This is a genomic window from Comamonas sp. SCN 65-56 (assembly GCF_001724135.1).
GTDB lineage: Bacteria > Pseudomonadota > Gammaproteobacteria > Burkholderiales > Burkholderiaceae_C > Comamonas_C.
In genome coordinates this window covers 40,928-61,193 of sequence record NZ_MEDS01000010.1, presented here as the reverse complement: position 1 = coordinate 61,193, position 20,266 = coordinate 40,928, and the positions used below count along the sequence as shown (strand labels likewise).

Below are 20,266 nucleotides of genomic sequence, written 5' to 3'. Positions count from 1 at the left end.
GCGCCATCTCACATCACCTCTCCGCCACTGACGGAAATATCCTGGCCGGTCACCGCAGCGGCGCTGCCTTCGCACAACCACAGCACGGCGCTGGCGACTTCCTCGGGCTGCACCAGGCGTTTTTGCGGGTTGCCCGCGGCCAACTGCGCGCGAGCCTCAGCTTCGCTGCGTCCGGTCTTGGCGACGATATTGGCAATGCTGTCTTTGAGCAAGTCGGTCTCGGTGTAGCCGGGGCAGACCGCGTTGACCGTGATGCCCTTGGTGGCCAGCTCCAGCGCAAGGGCGCGCGTGAGGCCCAGCACCCCATGCTTGGCCGCGCAGTAGGCGCTGACATAGGCATAGCCGCGCTGCGCTGCGGTGCTGGCGACGTTGATGATGCGCCCCCAGCCAGCGCGCAGCATGCCCGGCAGCGCGGCCTGGGTGCAGACCATGGTGCCGGTCAGGTTCACGGCCAGCATCTGGTGCCAGAGCGCCATGTCCATCTTGGCAAACGGCAAGCTTTCGGCCTGGCCGGCGTTGTTGACCAGCGTGTCGATGGCACCAAAGCGCTCGACCGCCTGGGCAAACGCGGCGCCGACGGCCGCCGGATCGGCCACATCGGCCGACACCGCCTGCAGTCGCGCGGCCACCTCGGCATTGCCGGCCAAGGCAATCAGACGCTCCTCAGCCACCGTGCTGCGCCCCAGCATGGTCACGCGCGCGCCACGGGCGAGCAGCGCCTGCGTCACGGCCAGACCAATGCCGCGAGCACCGCCCGTCACCAGGCAGTGGCGCTCATTCCAGGCAGGTGCAACGGCGTTCATGCCGCTCACGCCGGGACGTGGATGGCAGCAGCCGCGATCTGCGCCGCGACCTGCGCCTTCTCGCGCTCGAACAGTGCCTCCATCTGGCGCTTGCCCTGGTAGTACTGCTTGGGCCAGACGATGGGCGTATAGCCAATCTTGGCGGCCTCGGTCAGCGTCCAGTTCGGGTTGGCCAGGTGCGGACGGGCCACGGCGCAGAGATCGGCGCGGCCGGCGGCGATGATGCTGTTGACGTGGTCGGCCTCGGTAATGGCGCCCACGGCGATGGTGGCGATGCCCGCCTCCTGACGCACGCGATCGGCGAACGGGGTTTGCCACATGCGGCCGTAGACCGGCTTTTCCTCTTTGCTGACCTGGCCAGCCGAGCAGTCGATCATGTCGGCGCCTGCGGCCTTGAAGGCCTTGGCGATTTCCACCGCGTCCGCCGGCGTGATGCCACCCTCGACCCAGTCGGTGGCCGAGATGCGCACCGACATCGGCTTGTCCGCCGGCCAGACGGCGCGCATCGCCTTGAAGACTTCCAGCGGATAGCGCAGGCGGTTTTCCAGACTGCCGCCGTACTCGTCCTTGCGGTGGTTCGTCAGTGGCGAGATGAATTCCGAGAGCAGATAACCGTGGGCGCAGTGCAGCTCTATCCAGTCGACGCCAATATCGATGCAGTCCTTCGTCGCCTCCACAAAGCGCTGCTTGAGGTGCTCCAGCTCGCTCTTGCTGGCCTCCTTGGACACCTGACTGACGCCTGCAAGGTATTGCTGCTCGGAGGCACCAATGATGGGCCAGTTGCCCGACTCCAGTGGCAGGTCCGTGCCATCCCAGGCCAGGCGGGTCGAAGCCTTGGCGCCCGCATGGCCGAGTTGCATTGCGAACTTGGCGTCGCTGTGGGTGTGAATCCAGTCGGCGATACGCTTCCATCCCGCCTTCTGCTCCGCGTTGTAGATGCCGGGGCAGCCGGGGGTGATGCGGCCCTCGGGCGTGATGCAGGTCATCTCGGCAAATACCATGCCGGCGCCGCCCATGGCGCGCGCACCCAGGTGCACCAGGTGGTAGTCATCCGGCAGGCCGTCAACGCAGGAATACTGCGCCATCGGCGAGACGACGACGCGGTTCTTCAGCGTCAAGCCGCGCACGGTGTAGGGCGTGAACATCGGCGGCGGCGGCGTTTGATCGTCGGCCACCGTCAAGCCATCACGGCGTGCCAGCCAGCGCTCGTAGCCCTCCAGCCAGGCCTTGTCGCGCAGCCGCAGGTTCTCGTGGCTGATACGCTGGCTGCGCGTGAGCATGGAGTACATGAATTGCGGCGGCTCCAGCTGGTCGCAGTAGCGCTCGCCGCACACTTCAAACCATTCCATCGCGTTCCAGGCAGCGTTTTGCAGGCGCAGCGCTTCAATACTGCGGTCGGCCTGGTACTGGGTCAGCACGTTTTCAATCTGATCGGCGCCGTCGCCCAGCTCGATGAACTTGCGCGTCAGGTCGATCGCGTCCTCCAGCGCCAGCTTGGTGCCCGAGCCGATCGCAAAGTGCGCCGTGTGCACCGCGTCACCCAGCAGCACCACGTGCGCGCCATTCTTGTTCTTGAACCACCAGTGGTCGCACTTGACGCGAGTGAAGTTGATCCAGGCCGAGCCGCGCAAGTGGCGCGCGTTGCTCAGCAATTTTTCGCCCTTGAGGTTGTCGGCAAACAGCTTTTCGCAGAAGGCGATGGATTCATCCGGCCCGGCATTGTCCAGACCGTGGGCCTTCCACACATGCTCGGGACACTCAACGATGAAGGTCGACGTTTCCTCGTCGAACTTGTAGATATGCGCCTGGAACCAGCCGTGCTCGGTCTTCTGGAAATCGAAGGTGAAGGCGTCGTACTGGCGCTTGGTACCCAGCCAGATGAAGCGGTTGGGGCGCACCGCCAGCTCAGGCTTGAAGGTATCGGCATGCAGCGTGCGGATCTTGGAATTGATGCCGTCGCTGGCAATGATCAGGTCGGCATCCGGGAAGTCCAGATCGGAGTCGACCTCGGTCTCGAACACGAGCTTCACGCCCAGCTCTTCGCAACGCGCCTGCAGGATATTGAGCAGCATCTTGCGCCCGATGCCGACAAAACCGTGGCCGCCCGAGCGGATGACCTCGCCCTTGAACAACAGCTCGATGTCGTCCCAGTGGTTGAAGGCCTGCTGAATGGTGTCAGCGGTCGGCTTGTCCCATTGGCGCATGTTGTCCATCGTGGCGTCGGAGAACACCACGCCCCAGCCAAAGGTGTCATAGGGCTTGTTGCGCTCGACGACGGTGATGTCGTGCGAGGGGTTGCGCTGCTTCATCAAAAGCGCGAAATACAGGCCGCCGGGGCCGCCGCCGATACAGACAATCTTCATGGTTGAACCTCTGGTGTGCTGTGGCTGGAAGATGGACGTAATTTATTTGTGAATAGTTTAAATGTCAAGTAATTTTGCAAAATAAATCGCGGCGCTGCTCCGGATCACACCACGATCAGGCAGCCCCCTCAATGGCGCACCAGCCTGTGCCTGCCCAACCTCACTGCCGCTGGTACCACAGGCACCCATCGTCTTCCAGCGTCGCACGCACTTCGCCCCGACCGACCAGGTAATTGAGATCCGCCAGCGCCTCGCCCGTGGCCAGGCCCAGCAGCACCTGATCGGCGGTGATGGGCCGCGCGAACAGCGCACCGAACACGTCCACCGCCCGCCGCGGCTCGGCAAGCGCCTGGCGCAGACGGTCGAGCGTGTCATGGTGGCTGCGCCTGAGTTGCTCCAGCCGCGCATGCAGCCCGCGAAATGGCTGGTTGTGCGCTGGCAGCACCAGCACATCGTCGGGCACCTCGCGCTGCAACTTGTCCAGCGACGCCAGCCAGCCGCTCAGCGGATCGGCGTCGGGCTCGGTCGGAAACACCGAAACGTTCGATGAAATTCCCGGCAGTACCTGGTCACCCGAGATCAAAAGCCGGCGCTCGGGGCAATACAGGCAGGCGTGCTCGGGCGAATGCCCGTTGCCCATGACCACGCGCCATGCGTCCTGGCCGATGGTGATGGTTTCACCATCGTGCAGGCGCCGGTAGCTGTCGGGCAGCGTATGGATCATCTTGCCGAAGCCGCCAAAGCGCGTGCGGTAGGTCTCCAGCGCCTCCTCGCTCCAGCCGGCGCGGCGGTAGAAGCTCAGTGCGTCATCGGGCGCCTCACGCCCGGTGTCGGAGATGAGCGCACGGCAGCTCAGGTATTCCAGGCGGCTGATCCACATGCGACAGCCAAATTTGCGCGTGATCCAGCCCGCCATGCCGATATGGTCCGGGTGCATGTGGGTGATGAAAACGCGCGTGATGCGGCCCGCCAGCGGGCCGGCAAACAGTTCCTGCCATGCGGTTGCCGTGACGGCCCCGCCGATGCCGGTATCGACCAATGCCCAGCCCTCACCCGCATCGTCCTTGTCGCGCAGTGCCCAGAGGTTGATGTGGTTGAGCGCAAACGGCAGGCGCATGCGTATCCACCACAGGCCAGGGGCGACCTCCTTGGCTTGGCCGGCCTCGGGCGCAGGATCGCAGGGATAGGCCAGGCCATGGCCTTCAAGGGGCGTGCCGTCCGCTGTCTTGGAATCCGCCGCCATGCGCGGCACGCAGCGGATAGAATCCGCGCCTGTCAGGAGAGAGCGCCGCAGCCAGCATGGCCAGGCGCCGCCGAAGGCGCGAGGCTCAATGCCCAAACGCTCAGGCAAAAGGACTGGCAAGTGCTCCGCTCGTCGGGGCGCATCCCTGCTGGAGAGAGGGGCGCGCGGTGATCCACCGCCCGCCTCCACCGAAGGAGCAAGCGCGGCCCACCCCGCGTGAATCTCTCAGGTAAAGCGGACAGCCGGGCATGCCCACGCCCCGTGGCGTGGCCTGCCTTGCCATCGAATTTCCATCGAGGAGTCCGCGCTTGTCCGATACCGCCCTGCTCAATACACCGCTTGCCCACCTGCACCAGGAGCTGGGCGCGCGCATGGTGCCCTTCGCCGGTTATTCCATGCCGGTCCAATATCCCACCGGCCTGATGGCCGAGCACCTGCACGTGCGCGAGCACGCCGGGCTGTTCGACGTCTCGCACATGGGCCAGCTCAGGGTCAAGGGGCCGGATGCGGCCGCCGCGCTGGAAAGCCTGATGCCAGTGGACGTCGCGGGCCTGGCCGTGGGCAAGCAGCGCTACGGCCTGCTGCTGAACGACGCGGGCGGCATCATCGACGACCTGATGTTCTTCCGCGAGGCCGAAGACGTCTTCTTTCTCATCGTCAACGGCGCCTGCAAGGTGGGCGACATCGCCCACATGCGCGAAAAGATCGGCGCGCGCTGCACCATCGAAACCCTGCCCGATCACGGCCTGCTGGCGCTGCAAGGCCCGCGGGCTGCCAGCGCGCTGGCACGCCTGGTGCCCGCCGTGCAGCCACTGGTGTTCATGAACGGCATCCACGCCGATTGGCAGGGCACGCCGCTCTTCATCACGCGCAGCGGCTACACCGGTGAGGACGGTTTTGAAATCTCGCTGCCCGGCGACCAGGCCCAGGCCTTGGCGCGAGCGCTGCTGGCGCAGCCCGAAGTCAAGCCCATAGGCCTGGGCGCGCGCAACTCGCTGCGCCTGGAAGCCGGCCTGTGCCTGTACGGCAACGACATCGACACCGCCACCACGCCGCCCGAGGCCGGACTGAACTGGGCCATCCAGAAGGTGCGCCGCAGCGGCGGCGAGCGCGCCGGGGGTTTTCCCGGCGCGGAAAAAATCCTCGCGCAGATCGTCGACCCATCGACACTCACCCGCAAGCGCGTGGGCCTCGTCGCGCTCGAGCGCGTGCCGGTGCGCGATCACGTCGAATTGCACGACGAGAGCGGCCAGAAGGTCGGCGTCGTCACCAGCGGACTGCTGGCGCCCAGCGTGGACAAACCGATCGCGCTCGGCTATCTGCCGCCGCAGCTGGCCGCCGTCGGCACGCGCGTGAACGCCCTGGTGCGCGGCAAAAACGTGCCGATGGAAGTCGCAGCCACGCCCTTCCTGCCGCCGCGCTACCACCGCGGCTAGCCTCACAATCCCCGCTTCCCAACCTGACACACGGAGACCCCGCACATGACGATTCGCTTTTCCAAAGACCACGAGTGGGTCGACGCTTCCAACGCCGCCGCCGCCACAGTCGGCATCACCACGCATGCGCAGGACGCACTCGGCGACGTGGTGTTCGTCGATCTGCCCGAAGTGGGCAAGACCTATGCCGCGGGCGACGTGGCCGGTGTCGTCGAATCGGTCAAGGCCGCGTCCGACATCTACATGCCTGTTGCGGGCGAAGTGGTGGAAGTCAACGAGCAGCTGCGCGCCGACCCCTCGCTCGCCAACACCGACCCGATGGGCGCGGGCTGGTTCTTCAAGCTCAAGCTCGCCAACGCCGGTCAAGCCGACGCGCTGATGGACGAAGCCGCTTACAACGATTTCACCAAGGCGTGAGTAGAGGTTGAGCGTTGAGCGTTGAGCGTTGAGCGTGTGGAGAATCCAGACGCTTGCGGAAGTTCACGCTGAACGCTCAACGCCAAACGCTGAACCTGTTCCTCAACGCTGAACTTTGAGCTATCAAAGAGAGAGTAACCAGCGCTTGATGGGCGCCAGTTGCAAGCATATTTAACCAAGATCCCTCCCATGTCCGCCCTGCCCCTGTCCGCGCTGGAAAATGCCAGCGAGTTCCACGCCCGCCACATCGGCATCACCGCCACCGACGAGGCGCACATGCTGAGCGTCATCGGCGTGGCTTCGCGCCAGGCACTGGTGGCGTCCATCGTGCCGCAGTCGATTGCCCGAGCCAGCACGATGCAATTGCCACCCGCCTGCACCGAGGCGCAGGCGCTGGCCGAGCTCAAAACCATCGCCGGCAAGAACCGGGTGATGAAGAGTTTCATCGGTCAGGGCTACCACGGCACGCACACGCCGGGCGTGATCCTGCGCAACGTGCTGGAGAACCCCGCCTGGTACACCGCCTACACGCCCTACCAGGCCGAGATCAGCCAGGGCCGGATGGAGGCGCTGGTCAACTTCCAGACCATGGTGATGGATCTCACCGGCATGGACATCGCCAACGCCTCGATGCTGGACGAAGCCACCGCCGCCGCCGAGGCCATGACCCTGGCCAAGCGCTCCGTCAGAGCCAAGGGCAACACCATCGTGGTGTTTGGCGACGCGCACCCGCAAACCATCGAGGTGGTGCAGACACGCGCCGCGCCGCTGGGCCTGGTGGTGAAACTAGCCAACTCGGCCGCCGACTGGGACGCCGCGATTGCCCAGGACGACTACTTTGCCGCGCTGATCCAGTACCCCGCAAGCAGCGGCTGGGTGATGGACTGGAGCGGGGAAATCGCAAAAATCCACGCCAAGGGCGCGGCGGCGATCATGGCGGCCGACCTGCTGGCGCTGACGCTGCTCAAGAGCCCCGGCGAGATGGGCGCGGACATCGTCATCGGCACCACCCAGCGCTTTGGCATGCCCATGGGCGCGGGCGGCCCGCACGCGGGTTACATGGCGTGCAAGGACGCCTTCAAGCGCAGCCTGCCCGGGCGCCTGGTGGGCGTGAGCGTCGACGTGCACGGCGCCCCCGCCTACCGCCTGGCGCTGCAGACGCGCGAGCAGCACATCCGCCGCGAAAAAGCCACCAGCAACATCTGCACCGCGCAGGTGCTGCCGGCGGTCATCGCCAGCATGTACGCGGTCTATCACGGCCCCGAGGGCCTCAAGCGCATCGCCCAGCGCACGGCGCGTCTGGCAGCCATCCTGAAGGCCGGCCTGACGCAATTGGGCTTTACCCACGGCCACCACGACAGCGCCTTCGACACCCTCAGCCTGAAGACCGGTGACGCTACCGATGCGATAGCTGCCCGCGCCGTGCAGATGGGCGCCAACCTGCGAAAAGCCTGGGATTCCTATCTCTGCATCTCGCTTGACGAGACCAGCACCCGCGCCGACGTGGAGCTGCTGTGGCGCATCTTCGCGGGCGCGGGCAAGCAGCTGCCCGACTTTGCCGCGCTGGAACGCAGCGCCCCCGACCTGATCCCCGCCGAGCTGCGCCGCACCAGCGCCTATCTCACGCACCCGGTGTTCAACACCCACCACAACGAGACGGCGATGCTGCGCTACATCCGCAAGCTCTCGGACAAGGATCTGGCGCTGGACCGCAGCATGATCCCGCTGGGCTCTTGCACGATGAAGCTCAACGCCACCAGCGAGATGATCCCCATCACCTGGCCCGAGTTTGCCAACGTGCATCCGTTCGCACCCGCCGACCAGCTCGCCGGTTACGCCGAACTCGACCACTTGCTGCGCGACTGGCTGTGCCAGGCCACCGGCTACGCGGGCGTGAGCCTGCAACCGAACGCGGGTTCGCAAGGCGAATACGCGGGCCTGCTGGCGATCAAGGCCTGGCACGAGGCGCAGGGCCACGCGCACCGCACCGTCTGCCTGATCCCGAGCAGTGCCCACGGCACCAACCCGGCCAGTGCACAGATGGCCGGCATGCAAGTCGTGGTGACCAAGTGCGACGAGAACGGCAACGTCGACATGCAGGATTTGCAGGCGCAATGCGAAAAGCACAGTGCCAACCTCTCCTGCGTGATGATCACCTACCCCAGCACGCACGGCGTGTTTGAGACCCAGGTGAAAGAGCTGTGCCAGATCGTGCACAGCCATGGCGGGCGCGTGTACGTCGACGGCGCCAACATGAACGCGCTGGTCGGCGTGGCCGCGCCGGGCGAGTTCGGCGGCGACGTCAGCCACCTGAATTTGCACAAGACCTTCTGCATCCCGCACGGCGGCGGCGGCCCGGGCGTCGGCCCGGTGTGCGTGGTGGAGGACCTCGTGCCCTTCCTGCCCGGCCACGCCACCGCACAGGCCAGCGGCTCCCTGCCCCCTCTCCCTCTGGGAGAGGGCCGGGGTGAGGACCCGCGCGTCGGCGCGGTTTCGGCGGCCCCCTTGGGCAACGCCGCCGTGCTGCCCATCAGCTGGATGTACATCCGCATGATGGGCGCCGACGGCCTCACGGCCGCCACCGAGGCGGCCATCCTCAGCGCCAACTACATCAGCGTGCGCCTGGCCGAGCACTACCCCACGCTCTACGCCAGCGCCAACGGCCACGTGGCGCACGAGTGCATCCTCGATCTGCGCCAGCTCAAGGACACCAGCGACGTGATGGCCGAGGACGTCGCCAAACGCCTGATCGACTACGGCTTTCACGCGCCCACGCTGTCCTTCCCGGTCGCCAACACGCTGATGGTCGAGCCCACGGAAAGCGAAGACCTGGCCGAGCTCGACCGCTTCATAGCCGCGATGATCGCCATCCGCGAAGAGATCCGCCAGATTGAAAACGGCACCTGGCCGCAAGACGACAATCCCTTGAAAAACGCGCCGCACACCGCAGAAAGCCTGCTGGCCGCTGAATGGAAGCACTCCTACCCGCGCGAAGTGGCGGCTTTCCCCATCGCCAGCCTGCGCCAGACCAAGTACTGGGCGCCTGTGGGCCGCGTGGACAATGTTTACGGCGACCGCAATTTGTTTTGTTCCTGCGTGCCCATCGAAGACCTGGCGTAAGGTTTTTGCATATCGAGGAATCCGGATGGCCAGCGAAAGCCTGAAACCTGAAAAGCTGGCCGTCCTCATCGACGCCGACAACACGACGGCTGCCTGCGCGCAAGACTTGCTGGAGGAAATCGCCAAATACGGCATCGCCAGCGTCAAGCGCATCTATGGCGACTGGAGCAGTCCGCTGCTCAGCGGCTGGCGCAGCATTTTGCTCAAGCACGCACTGGTGCCGATCCAGCAGTTCGCCTACACCAAGGGCAAGGACGCCACCGACATGGGGCTGATCATCGACGCGATGGATTTGCTCTACAGCGGCCACTTCGACGGTTTTTGCCTGGTTTCCAGCGACAGCGACTTCACGCCTCTGGCCTCACGCATCCGGGCCTCGGGTCGAGTGGTTTACGGATTCGGCCGAACCAAGACGCCGGAAGCCTTCCGGCAAGCCTGCGACCGGTTCTTCTATATTGAAAACCTCGGTGAAGCGGGAAAAAACAAAAATGAAACCGGGGCCGCATCGACCGCGGCCCCGGTCGATCCGCCCGACGCCGCCAAGTCCGCAGCCAAGCCGCGGCAAATGGACACCGCCATCAAGAGCCTGCTGAACAAGTCGATCAAGGACGCGACCGACGAAACCACCGGCTGGGCCTTCGTCGGCAAGATCGGCAACATCATCAGCGAAACGCGGCCGGACTTCGACTCGCGCAGCTACGGCTACGCCAAACTCTCCGGCATGCTGCGCGAGCTGCGAGGCCTGCAATTCCGCACTGACGAAGCCAACCGCATGTATTGCCGAAAAATCCCTTTTGGCGATCTCGTCAAGTTGCTTGACGAGGCTTGCAACAAATTCAAAAGCGCCAAGGGTTGGGCGAGTCTTGACGCGGTTGGCAAGTACGTGAAGCCGCGCTGGAACTGGCAGGAGTACGGGTTTGAAAGTTTCCCCGAGCTGCTGGGCAAGGTGGATCACGTCGAGATCACCACCGACGGCATGCGCATGCAGACGCCCGCGGCGTCATAGCGAGCGCTTGCGGGTTCCATTCGCCCAGGCGGCTGCTGCAAGCCCCTATCATTTCGGTTCCTGCACCTCCATGCGCGATCTGCAGCGCTGGTTTCACCCTCTTTTTTCAGACACTCCCCATGCGCCCTGCTCCCATCCTGTTCGCCACGCTGCTGGCGCTTGCCGCCACCGCTGTGCAGGCCACGCCGGTCACCACCGACAGCGGCCTGATCTATGAAGCCATCACCGAAGGCCAGGGCGACGCGCCCAAGGCCAGCGACATCGTCAAGGTGCACTACAAGGGCATGTTCGCCGATGGCAAGGTCTTTGACAGCTCCTACCAGCGCGGCGAGCCCACCGAGTTCCCGCTGGGCCGCGTCATCCCCTGCTGGACCGAGGGGCTACAGAAAATGAAGGTGGGCGGCAAGGCCAAGCTCATTTGTCCGCCGCAGATCGCCTACGGCTCGCGTGGCGCGGGCGGCGTGATCCCGCCCAATGCCACGCTGACCTTTGAAGTGGAATTGCTGGCCGTCAAGCACTGACGCCCGCGCCGCAGCCGACCGACAGCCATGAACCTCCCTGATCTGTCATTCCTGGGCCAGAACGGAACACCCCAGGCACCCGATGCGGCCCGGCCCGGACAGGTGACCGTGGAGCGCCGCAGCGCCGACCGCTTCGAAGGGCCGATCAGCGAGGTGATAGAGCAGCTTCAGACGGCGCAGCGCGAGCTGCAGGTCCAGAACAAGGAGCTGCTCTACAGCCAGCAGGTGGCGGAAAGCGCGTCCGAGCGCTTCGAGGCGCTGTTTGCCAGCGTGCCGCTGGCGCTCATGGTGCTGGACGAGCATGACATGGTGGTGCAGGCGAATGCGATGGCGCATCGCTCGTTTCAGCCGACCGAGGCCGATCGGCCACTGACCTCGCTCATGCCCTTTGTCAGCGACACCGATGCCGACCGGGTCCACCGCGCCTTTGCCATCGCCCGCGTTCAGGGACGCAGCGACAGCTCCGAGGTGGTGTTTCGCATCGGGCGCGAGCGCCAGATCACGGGCGATCTGCACATTGCCTATGCCGAGATTCCGCTGGCCCAAGGCGAACCGCTGCGCCAGTTTCTGTGCGCCGTGATTGACCAGGGCCCGCTGCTGGCCGAGCGCAAGACGCTGCAGCAGCGCAACGAGCAGCTGCACGCCAGCGAGGAGCGGCTGGAGGCGGTGATCAACTCCGCGCTCGACGCCATCATCTGCATCGACGAGCACCAGCGCATCACCGTCTTCAACCCGACCGCCGCCGCGCTTTTCCAGTGCCCGACGCGCGACGCGCTGGGCAGTCCGCTGGCGCGCTTCTTCCCCGAACTGGACCGCGCGCCGGCCTACGCCCAGCTCACCACGCAGGCGGCCCTGGGCGAGGTGCAGGCGCGCACCGCCGCCGGCCAGCCGCTGGCGGTGGAAGTGAACATGGCGTTCGAGCACCACGAGGGGCGTGTGACCACCACCGTCTTCGCACGCGATCTGACCGCGCACAAGCGCGCCGAGGCGCGGCGCAGCGAACTGGAAGGGCAGCTGCGCGAATCCCAGAAGATGCAGGCCGTGGGCACCATGGCGGGCGGCATCGCGCATGATTTCAACAACATCCTGCATGCCATTCTAGGCAACGTCGAACTGGCCAAGGCCGATGCCGAGGCCCCCGCCGCCGATGCGCGCGTGCTGGAGAGCCTGCACGAGATCGAAAAAGCCGCACGCCGTGCGCGCGATCTGGTGCGCCAGATTCTTGCCTTCAGCCGCAATGAAGCACCCGAGCGGCGCGCCGTGCAGCTGCCCGAGCTGATGCACGAGACCGAACGCCTGCTGCATGTCACCTTGCCGCCCGGCGTCACGCTGCTGGTGGAAGCGCCGGAGCGCCTGCCGGCCATCCTGGCCGATGCTACGCAGGTGGAACAGGCGCTGCTCAACCTCTGCACCAACGCCGTCCAGGCTCTGGGCACCCAGGCCGGGCAAGTGCGCATGCGCGCTCGGCGCGTGCAACCGCAGCAACGCCTGGCAGAGCGCCTGACTCTCACGCCCGGCCTCTACGTAGCGCTGGACGTGATCGATGACGGGCCGGGCATGGACGCCGCCACGCGCGCGCGCATCTTCGAGCCGTTTTACACCACCAAGCCCGTCGGCCAGGGCACCGGGCTGGGTCTGCCGGTGGTGCATGGCGTGATGCGCACGCATGGCGGCGCGGTCGATGTGCAGAGTGCACCCGGGCAGGGAAGTTGCTTTACGCTGTATTTCCCTGCGGTGGAGCAGGAAGTTCAACGTCAGGCCGACACCCGCCAGCAAGCCTTGCCCGGCATGCCTGCAGCGCAGGCCCCCGCCACACCCGCACGCAAGCGCCATGTGATGTATGTCGACGATGACCAGGCACTGGTGTTTCTGGTGCAGCGGCTGCTGGCACGCCGCGGCTACGAGGTCAGCGGCTTCACCGATCCGCAGGCGGCCACGGCAGCGCTGGCGCAAGACCCGGATGGCTACGACCTGCTGGTCACCGACTACAACATGCCCGGCCATTCCGGCGTGCAGCTGTTGCGCGCCGCGCGCCAGATCCGCGGCGATCTGCCGGTGGCGCTGGCTTCGGGCTACATCACCGCCGACATCGAGCAAGCCGCGCTGCAGGAAGGTGCGCGGGCTCTGATCCACAAGCCCAACGACGTGCAGGAGCTGTGCGAAACGGTGGACCGGCTCATCGATGGCCGCCAATGACGCAGTGGCGTGCCTGCAGTGCGTGCACGCGGACAACGATGTGCTGCTGCTGTGCAAGCCTGCCGGGCTGCTCTGCGTGCCCGGCCGTGGAGCGGACAAGCAAGACTGCCTGAGCCGGCGCGTGCAGCAGCACTACCCGGATGCGCTCGTCGTCCATCGGCTCGATCAGGCCACCTCGGGGCTGGTGCTGATGGCACGCCATGGCGTTGCCCAGCGCAGCCTGAGCCACGCGTTTGCGGCGCGCACGATGGCCAAGCGCTATCTGGCCATCGTCCACGGCCAGCCCCGGGAAGACGCCGACGCCGACGGCTGGAGCACCATAGACGCGCCGCTCATGGCCGATTGGCCGCGTCGTCCGCTGCAGAAAGTGGATGTCGCCCGGGGCAAGGCGAGCCAGACGCGCTGGCGCACGCTGCTCCACGATGCCACCGGCCACCGCACGCGGCTGGAGCTGGCACCGCTCACCGGCCGCACCCACCAGCTGCGCCTGCATCTGGCGCATATCGGACACCCCATCCTGGGCGATGCACTCTATGCCGCGCCGGAACTGGCCGCCGCCAGCCCGCGCCTGCTGCTGCATGCCTGGAAACTGGGTTTTGCCCATCCAGCGACCGGCACATGGATGGAGTTCAATGCGCCACCCCCTTTTTGATGCACCAGAATGCAGGTGATGGCGCCGCACCAGCGCGCACACCACCCGCCGCACCATCCGCATGTCCTCTTCCCACCTGACCATCATCACCGGCGCATCCCGTGGCCTTGGCCTGGCGCTCGCACGCCAGTTGATGCAACCCGGGCACACGCTGATTCTTGTCTCGCGCAACGTCCATCCACAGCTCAGCGCCCCACCGGGCGCCCGGCTGGAGCAATGGCAGCACGACCTGGCCGATGCCGCGCTCGCCGCCGAACGGCTGCGCGAATGGCTCGCCGACCAGCCCCCCGCACGCCACGCCAGCGCCACGCTGATCAACAACGCCGGCGTGATACCGCCCATCGTGCCCCTGAGCCAGAGCGCCGACGCCGCCGGGCAGGCAGCGCTGGCCACCGCACTGCGCGTGGGGCTGGAGGCACCGATGCTGCTGTCCGCCGTCTTCCTCAGCGCCACCGGGCACTGGAAGGCACCGCGCAAGGTGCTCAATATTTCATCCGGCCTGGGGCGCAGGCCCATGGCCTCCACTGCCGCCTACTGCGCCGCCAAGGCCGGCATGGACCACTTCACCCGCTGCCTGGCACTGGAAGAAGCCGGCAAACCGCAGGGTGCACGCGTCTGCGCTCTGGCGCCCGGCGTCATCGACACCGACATGCAGGTCCAGCTGCGTGGCGCCCAGGCGAGCGACTTTCCCGACCACGCGCGCTTCGTCCAGCTGAAACAGGCGCACGCACTCGCCAGCACCGACGCTGCCGCCCAGCGCGTGCTGGCATGGCTGCATCGCGCCGACTTTGGCGCCGAACCCGTGGCCGACCTGCGCTCGCTCGATGCCGACATCCCCCCGATGGCGCGCCACGGCGGCAACGGCGCCGCGCGCTGAGGCATCATCGCGCCGTCAACCCCAGTCACCCAAAAGACAGACCATGGATGAACCCATCCTTACGATTGAAGAACGCGAGGCGATCAATTCCGGTCGCTGGTTTTCCTCCCTCTCGCCATCGCTGCGACACGACATTCTTCGATGCACCTACGTCAGACGCTTTCGCGATGGGACGCTGATCGCCGCCCGCGGCGACATGGCCGAAGAATGGATCGCCTGCGCACGCGGCGCGGTACGCGTCAGTTCCACTTCGCTTTCGGGCAAGCAGATCACCCTCACCTACGTGGAGCCGGGCATCTGGTTTGGCGACGTGGCGATCCTGGATGGCGACCAGCGCACGCACGATGCCTACGCGCATGGCGAGACCACGATCGTCTGCGTGGCACGGGCGGATTTCCGCAAGATCCTCTCCCAGCACACGGAACTCTACGAAGCGCTCTTGCGGCTGCAGGCACGGCGCATCCGCCAGCTCTTCGGGCTGGTGGAAGACCTCAACACCCTGCCGCTGCGCGCGCGCCTGGCCAAGCAGCTGCTGCACCTGGCGCGCAGCTATGGCGTCACCAGTCTGGCCAACGAGGGCGAGATCCGCATCGGTCTGCATCTGGCGCAGGAAGAGCTGGCGCAGCTGCTGGGCGCCTCGCGCCAGCGCGTGAACCAGGAACTCAAGGCGATGGAGCGCGAGAATGCCATCCGCATCGAACTCGGCGGCCTGGTGGTGCGCGAGCGCGAAGCGTTGATGCGCATTGCCGAAAGCGCGCTCTAGAACTGTGCGGCTGGTTGCACTGGAAAAATCAAGCCAAATTGCGTGCAAGCGCTTGTCTGATGTGCGCAAGCCACTCTCATTTTTGAACCGTCTGCCATGCCATCCTACGACCAATTCATAGGCACGCGCCCGATGTCCGGCAAGCAGGCTTTTGATATCGACGCGCTCGCCGCCTGGGCTGCGCGGCATGTGCCCGGCTTTGCCGGCCCGCTGCAGGTGGAGCTTTTCAAGGGCGGGCAATCCAACCCCACCTACAAGCTGGTCACGCCCACGCAGAGCTACGTCATGCGCTCCAAACCCGGTCCGGTGGCCAAGCTGCTGCCCTCGGCCCATGCCATCGAGCGCGAATACGCGGTGATGCAAGGTCTGGCGGGCACCGACGTTCCGGTGCCCCGAATGATTGCGCTGTGCGAGGACGAAGCCGTCATCGGGCGCGCCTTCTACCTCATGGAGCATATGCAGGGCCGCGTGCTCTGGGACCAATCCCTGCCCGGCATGAGCCCCGCCGAGCGCGGCGCCATCTATGACGCCATGAACCAGGTGATTGCCGCGCTGCACAGCGTGGATGTCGCCCAACAAGGCCTGTCAAGCTACGGCAAGGGCGGCAACTACTTCGAGCGCCAGATCGGCCGCTGGAGCAAGCAGTACCGCGCCTCCATCACCCAGCCCATCGCTGAGATGGACCAACTGATGGACTGGCTGCCCGCCCACATGCCTGCCAGCGCGCGCGATGAAAGCCGCGTCTGCATCGTCCACGGCGACTACCGCCTGGACAACCTGATGTTCCATCCCAGCGAGCCGCGCGTCATCGCGGTGCTGGACTGGGAGCTGTCCACGCTGGGCCACCCGCTGGCGGACTTTGCCTACCACTGCATGAGCTGGCATATCCCCCACGCCCTGGGGCGCGGCATTGGCGGGCTGGACCTGGCAGCGCTGGGCATTCCTGCAGAGCGCGATTACATCCACCGCTACTGCGAGCGCACCGGCATCGTCGACACCGTCAGCCTGCACGCTGACTGGAACTTCTACCTGGCCTACAACCTGTTTCGCATCGCCGCCATCCTGCAAGGCATCGCCAAGCGCGTGGAGGCCGGCACGGCCGCCAGCAGCGAGGCCAGGGCCGCCGGAGCGCAGGCCCGCCCGATGGCCGAACTGGCCTGGTCCTTCGCCCGCAAGGCGTGACACCCTTCCATCTCCACGAGGAAACCCATGGACTTCGAATACTCCCCCAAGACGCGCGAACTGCAGAAAAAACTGACGCAGTTCATGGATGACCACATCTACCCGGCCGAGAAGGAGCACGCGACGGAACTCGCTGCCAATACCCAGGCCGGCAAGCGCTGGACGCCGCTCAAGACCATCGAAAACCTCAAGCCCAAGGCACAGGCTGCCGGGTTGTGGAACCTGTTTCTGCCAGTCGATACCGCTGAAGCCTCGGGCTACCACGGCGCCGGCCTCACCAACCAGGAATACGCGCCACTGGCCGAAATCATGGGCCGCGTGCTCTGGGCCAGCGAAGTCTTCAACTGCTCGGCGCCCGACACCGGCAACATGGAAACCATTGCCCGCTACGGCAGCGAGGCCATCAAGGCCGAGTGGCTCAAGCCGCTGCTTGAGGGCCGCATCCGCTCGGGCTTTGCCATGACCGAGCCGGAGGTGGCCAGCAGCGACGCGACCAACATCACCACCCGCATAGCGCGCGACGGCGACGATTACGTCATCTCCGGCCGCAAGTGGTGGACCAGCGGCGCGGGCGACCCGCGCTGCAAGGTCTACATCACCATGGGCAAGACCGACCCCGAGGCACCCCGGCATTCGCAGCAAAGCATGATCGTCGTGCCCGCCGACACCCCCGGCATCACCGTGCTGCGCAACCTCAACGTCTTTGGCTACGACGATGCACCGCACGGGCATTCGGAAGTGATCTTCGACCGCGTGCGCGTGCCCGTCGGCAACATCCTGCTGGGTGAAGGCCGCGGTTTCGAGATTGCGCAGGGGCGCCTCGGCCCGGGCCGCATTCACCACTGCATGCGGCTGATCGGCCAGGCCGAACGCGCGCTGGAGCTCATGTGCCGGCGCGCCAGCAGCCGCGTCGCCTTTGGCAAGACCATCGCGCAGCAGACCGTCACGCAGGAGCGCATCGCCGAAGCACGCTGCAAGATCGACATGGCGCGCCTGCTCACGCTCAAGGCCGCATGGATAATGGACACCGCGGGCAACAAGGTCGCCAAGACTGAGATCGCAATGATCAAAGTGGTTGCGCCAGCCATGGCCTGCCAGGTGATCGACTGGGCCATCCAGGTGCATGGCGGCGGCGGAGTCAGCGATGATTTCCCGCTCGCCTACGCCTACGCGAATGCGCGCACGCTGCGCTTTGCCGACGGTCCGGATGAAGTGCACCGCAACGCCATCGCCAAGTGGGAGCTGGGCAAGTACGCCGATCGACCCGCACGCGGCTGAACCCTGCTCCGCCATCGGCAAACACCGATGAGCGCATCGCCCTAGAATATCGGGCTTTCCCCTGCGGTCAGCCCATGTGTTGTCCGCACCCTTTGGAGAGCCTTCATGAGCGCACCGATTGCTGCCGCCTCGCCCCACGTGATGAACACCTACAACCGGGTGCCGATCGCGCTTGAGCGAGGCCGCGGTGTGCGCGTGTGGGATGTGAACGGCAAGGAATACATGGACGCGCTCGCGGGCATTGCCGTCAGCACGCTGGGGCACGACCATCCCAGGCTGGTGCCTGCGCTGCAGGACCAGGTGGCCAAGCTCATCCACTGCTCCAACTACTACCACGTGCCCGGGCAGGAGCAGCTCGCGACGCTGCTGACCGAACGCGCGCACATGGACAAGGCGTTCTTCTGCAGCACCGGCCTGGAGGCCAACGAGGCGGCGATCAAGATCGCGCGCAAGTACGGCGTGGACAAGGGCATCGCCAAGCCGGTGATCGTGGTCTACGAGCACGCTTTTCACGGCCGCTCGCTCGGGACGATGGCCGCCACGGCCAACGAGAAGGTGAGAAGCGGTTTCGGCCCGCTGATGGAAGGCTTTCTGCGCGTGCCGGTCAATGACCTGGCGGCGCTGCAAGCGGCCACCGCAAACAACCCGGACATCGTTGCCGTGATGCTTGAACCCATTCAGGGCGAAGGCGGCCTGCACCCGATGCGCGCCGAATACCTGCAGCAGGTGCGCGCACTGTGCGACGAGCGTGGCTGGCTCATGGTGCTCGATGAGATCCAGTGCGGCATGGGCCGCACCGGCAAATGGTTTGCCCACCAGTGGGCCGGCATCATGCCGGATGTGATGAGCCTGGCCAAGGGCCTTGCGTCAGGCGTGCCGGTGGGCGCGGTGCTGGCCAAAGGCGTGGCGGCCAGCGTGTTCCAGCCCGGCAACCACGGCACCACCTTCGGCGGCAACCCGCTGGCGATGCGGGCAGGCGTGGAAACCCTCACCATCATGGAGCAAGACCGGCTGCTGGCCAACGCGACCGAAGTCGGCACGCACCTCAAGGCCGCGCTGCAGCAGGCTCTGGGCAATCTGCCCGGCGTGAATGAAATCCGCGGCCAGGGGCTCATCATCGGCGTCGAGCTGGACCGCCCCTGCGGCGTGCTCATCAACCGCGCCGCCGAGGCGGGGCTTTTGATCTCGGTGACGGCCGACAGCGTGATCCGCATCGTGCCGCCGCTCATCCTCACCACCGCCGAGGCCGACGAAATCGTGGCGCTCCTCACCCCCGTGGTGCAAGCCTTTCTTGCCGAAACGAGCGAGGTTCCCGCATGAAGCACTACCTGCAATTCAGCGATTTCAGCGCCGACGACTATGCCTATCTGTTCGAGCGCACCGCGATCATCAAGCGCAAGTTCAAGGCCTACGAAAAATACCACCCGCTGGTGGATCGCACGCTGGCGATGATCTTCGAGAAGGCCAGCACGCGCACCCGCGTGAGCTTTGAGGCGGGGATGGGACAGCTCGGCGGCACCGTGGTCAACCTCACCAGCACCGACAGCCAGCTCGGGCGCTCCGAATCCATCGAAGACACCGCGCGCGTCATCAGCCGCATGACCGACATCGTGATGATCCGCACCTTCGGACAGGAGCGCATCGAGCGCTTTGCCCAGCACTCGCGCGTGCCGGTGATCAACGGCCTGACCAACGAATTCCACCCCTGCCAGATCATGGCCGACCTGTTCACCCTGATCGAGCACCGCGGCAGCATCGCCGGCAAGGTGGTGACCTGGGTGGGTGATGGCAACAACATGGCCAACACCTGGCTGCAGGCGGCCGACCTGCTGGGTTTTACCGTGCACCTGAGCACGCCCAGAGGCTATGAAGTAGATGAAAAATTGGCCTTTGGCGCCCGCCAGCCGCGCGCTGGTTGCTACAAAATTTTCCAAAACCCGATGCAGGCCTGCCAAGGCGCCGATCTGGTAACCACCGATGTCTGGACCAGCATGGGCTACGAGGCCGAGAACGAAGCGCGGCGCAAGGCCTTCGCCGATTGGTGCGTGGACGAAAAAATGATGGCCGTCGCCAAGCCCGACGCCCTCTTCATGCACTGCCTGCCCGCACACCGCGGCGAGGAAGTGACGGCTGAGGTCATCGATGGCCCGCAGTCCGTCGTCTGGGACGAGGCCGAGAACCGCATGCACGTGCAAAAGGCGGTGATGGAATACCTTCTGCTGGGCCGCATCAGCGAAGCGGCGTAAGCGCTTCTGCCTGGGAGCCTGTCGGACTTGGAGCGTCGATAGCGAAAATCGACTCCAGCGAGCACAGTTTTTGCTGGATTTGCAGCCCAATAGCCGAGCTATTGGGCAAAAAGACGGTGAAAAATGGGCCGTTGCGGTCGATTTGCAGCCGACGATTTCCAAG

The 20,266-nt window shown here is 65.7% G+C and carries 16 protein-coding genes and 2 riboswitches; of the genes, 13 read left to right on the top strand and 3 right to left on the bottom strand.

The features are described from left to right. Positions 1 to 8: 8 nt before the first annotated feature. The 3 genes from ABS45_RS07455 to ABS45_RS07445 all read right to left on the bottom strand — a co-directional run bounded on the left by ABS45_RS07455 (position 9) and on the right by ABS45_RS07445 (position 4,409). On the bottom strand, positions 9 to 803 hold the full coding sequence (locus ABS45_RS07455) for an SDR family oxidoreductase (protein ID WP_291554598.1): 795 nt from the start codon (positions 801 to 803) through the stop codon (positions 9 to 11). Positions 804 to 808: 5 nt separating this feature from the next. Continuing rightward, positions 809 to 3,166 (bottom strand): bifunctional salicylyl-CoA 5-hydroxylase/oxidoreductase, encoded by a 2,358-nt coding sequence (locus tag ABS45_RS07450; protein WP_291554597.1) that lies wholly within the window; start codon positions 3,164 to 3,166, stop codon positions 809 to 811. Between the two features lie 160 nt (positions 3,167 to 3,326). After that, entirely contained in the window at positions 3,327 to 4,409 is a 1,083-nt protein-coding gene (locus ABS45_RS07445; RefSeq protein WP_291554595.1) for an MBL fold metallo-hydrolase, read from the bottom strand. A gap of 23 nt (positions 4,410 to 4,432) precedes the next feature. After that, positions 4,433 to 4,535, top strand: a riboswitch (glycine riboswitch). Between the two features lie 12 nt (positions 4,536 to 4,547). Beyond that, a riboswitch (glycine riboswitch) is annotated at positions 4,548 to 4,661 on the top strand. A gap of 56 nt (positions 4,662 to 4,717) precedes the next feature. Here ABS45_RS07445 and gcvT point away from each other — a divergent pair. The 13 genes from gcvT (at position 4,718) to argF (ending at position 20,103) form a co-directional block, all read left to right on the top strand. Beyond that, positions 4,718 to 5,845: a glycine cleavage system aminomethyltransferase GcvT gene (gene gcvT, locus ABS45_RS07440; RefSeq protein ID WP_291554593.1), complete on the top strand. Its 1,128-nt coding sequence runs from the start codon at positions 4,718 to 4,720 to the stop codon at positions 5,843 to 5,845. 45 nt (positions 5,846 to 5,890) lie between these two features. After that, positions 5,891 to 6,262 carry a glycine cleavage system protein GcvH gene (gene gcvH / locus ABS45_RS07435; protein ID WP_291554590.1) on the top strand — a complete coding sequence of 124 codons (372 nt, stop codon included), beginning with the start codon at positions 5,891 to 5,893 and terminating at the stop codon, positions 6,260 to 6,262. A gap of 189 nt (positions 6,263 to 6,451) precedes the next feature. Further along, positions 6,452 to 9,382, top strand: a complete 2,931-nt coding sequence (gene gcvP / locus ABS45_RS07430) for an aminomethyl-transferring glycine dehydrogenase (RefSeq protein WP_291554589.1) — start codon at positions 6,452 to 6,454, stop codon at positions 9,380 to 9,382. A 25-nt stretch (positions 9,383 to 9,407) separates the two neighbouring features. Then, the gene (locus ABS45_RS07425; protein ID WP_291554587.1) at positions 9,408 to 10,388 is read left to right on the top strand and encodes an NYN domain-containing protein; all 981 of its coding nucleotides are present in this window, start codon (positions 9,408 to 9,410) and stop codon (positions 10,386 to 10,388) included. 119 nt (positions 10,389 to 10,507) lie between these two features. Further along, complete coding sequence (locus ABS45_RS07420; protein WP_291554586.1) at positions 10,508 to 10,909, top strand: FKBP-type peptidyl-prolyl cis-trans isomerase; 402 nt, start codon at positions 10,508 to 10,510, stop codon at positions 10,907 to 10,909. A 27-nt stretch (positions 10,910 to 10,936) separates the two neighbouring features. Then, the gene (locus ABS45_RS07415) at positions 10,937 to 13,105 is read left to right on the top strand and encodes a PAS domain-containing sensor histidine kinase (protein ID WP_291554585.1); all 2,169 of its coding nucleotides are present in this window, start codon (positions 10,937 to 10,939) and stop codon (positions 13,103 to 13,105) included. Beyond that, positions 13,092 to 13,757 (top strand): RluA family pseudouridine synthase, encoded by a 666-nt coding sequence (locus tag ABS45_RS07410; protein WP_291554583.1) that lies wholly within the window; start codon positions 13,092 to 13,094, stop codon positions 13,755 to 13,757. The genes ABS45_RS07415 and ABS45_RS07410 overlap by 14 nt, the downstream gene beginning before the upstream one ends. A gap of 61 nt (positions 13,758 to 13,818) precedes the next feature. Further along, on the top strand, positions 13,819 to 14,634 hold the full coding sequence (locus ABS45_RS07405; protein WP_291554581.1) for an SDR family NAD(P)-dependent oxidoreductase: 816 nt from the start codon (positions 13,819 to 13,821) through the stop codon (positions 14,632 to 14,634). A 43-nt stretch (positions 14,635 to 14,677) separates the two neighbouring features. Continuing rightward, complete coding sequence (locus ABS45_RS07400; RefSeq protein WP_291554579.1) at positions 14,678 to 15,397, top strand: Crp/Fnr family transcriptional regulator; 720 nt, start codon at positions 14,678 to 14,680, stop codon at positions 15,395 to 15,397. Positions 15,398 to 15,493: 96 nt separating this feature from the next. Further along, a complete protein-coding gene (locus ABS45_RS07395; RefSeq protein WP_291554576.1) occupies positions 15,494 to 16,579 on the top strand; it encodes a phosphotransferase in 1,086 nt (361 codons plus the stop codon). Between the two features lie 27 nt (positions 16,580 to 16,606). After that, on the top strand, positions 16,607 to 17,857 hold the full coding sequence (locus ABS45_RS07390) for an acyl-CoA dehydrogenase family protein (protein ID WP_291554574.1): 1,251 nt from the start codon (positions 16,607 to 16,609) through the stop codon (positions 17,855 to 17,857). A 105-nt stretch (positions 17,858 to 17,962) separates the two neighbouring features. Continuing rightward, positions 17,963 to 19,177 carry an aspartate aminotransferase family protein gene (locus ABS45_RS07385; protein ID WP_291554572.1) on the top strand — a complete coding sequence of 405 codons (1,215 nt, stop codon included), beginning with the start codon at positions 17,963 to 17,965 and terminating at the stop codon, positions 19,175 to 19,177. Continuing rightward, positions 19,174 to 20,103 carry an ornithine carbamoyltransferase gene (gene argF, locus ABS45_RS07380; RefSeq protein ID WP_291554571.1) on the top strand — a complete coding sequence of 310 codons (930 nt, stop codon included), beginning with the start codon at positions 19,174 to 19,176 and terminating at the stop codon, positions 20,101 to 20,103. Before ABS45_RS07385 ends, argF begins: the two co-directional genes overlap by 4 nt. The last annotated feature ends 163 nt before the right edge of the window (positions 20,104 to 20,266 follow it).

Excerpts from the sequence above, each read along its gene's own strand:
- ABS45_RS07385 (WP_291554572.1), top strand. The coding sequence starts at position 17,963 with ATGAGCGCACCGATTGCTGCCGCCTCGCCCCACGTGATGAACACCTAC.
- argF (WP_291554571.1), top strand. The coding sequence starts at position 19,174 with ATGAAGCACTACCTGCAATTCAGCGATTTCAGCGCCGACGACTATGCC.
- ABS45_RS07395 (WP_291554576.1), top strand. The coding sequence starts at position 15,494 with ATGCCATCCTACGACCAATTCATAGGCACGCGCCCGATGTCCGGCAAG.
- ABS45_RS07425 (WP_291554587.1), top strand. The coding sequence starts at position 9,408 with ATGGCCAGCGAAAGCCTGAAACCTGAAAAGCTGGCCGTCCTCATCGAC.
- ABS45_RS07390 (WP_291554574.1), top strand. The coding sequence starts at position 16,607 with ATGGACTTCGAATACTCCCCCAAGACGCGCGAACTGCAGAAAAAACTG.
- ABS45_RS07420 (WP_291554586.1), top strand. The coding sequence starts at position 10,508 with ATGCGCCCTGCTCCCATCCTGTTCGCCACGCTGCTGGCGCTTGCCGCC.
- ABS45_RS07445 (WP_291554595.1), bottom strand. The coding sequence starts at position 4,409 with ATGGCGGCGGATTCCAAGACAGCGGACGGCACGCCCCTTGAAGGCCAT.
- gcvP (WP_291554589.1), top strand. The coding sequence starts at position 6,452 with ATGTCCGCCCTGCCCCTGTCCGCGCTGGAAAATGCCAGCGAGTTCCAC.
- ABS45_RS07400 (WP_291554579.1), top strand. The coding sequence starts at position 14,678 with ATGGATGAACCCATCCTTACGATTGAAGAACGCGAGGCGATCAATTCC.
- ABS45_RS07455 (WP_291554598.1), bottom strand. The coding sequence starts at position 803 with ATGAACGCCGTTGCACCTGCCTGGAATGAGCGCCACTGCCTGGTGACG.
- ABS45_RS07415 (WP_291554585.1), top strand. The coding sequence starts at position 10,937 with ATGAACCTCCCTGATCTGTCATTCCTGGGCCAGAACGGAACACCCCAG.
- ABS45_RS07450 (WP_291554597.1), bottom strand. The coding sequence starts at position 3,166 with ATGAAGATTGTCTGTATCGGCGGCGGCCCCGGCGGCCTGTATTTCGCG.
- ABS45_RS07410 (WP_291554583.1), top strand. The coding sequence starts at position 13,092 with ATGGCCGCCAATGACGCAGTGGCGTGCCTGCAGTGCGTGCACGCGGAC.
- ABS45_RS07405 (WP_291554581.1), top strand. The coding sequence starts at position 13,819 with ATGTCCTCTTCCCACCTGACCATCATCACCGGCGCATCCCGTGGCCTT.
- gcvH (WP_291554590.1), top strand. The coding sequence starts at position 5,891 with ATGACGATTCGCTTTTCCAAAGACCACGAGTGGGTCGACGCTTCCAAC.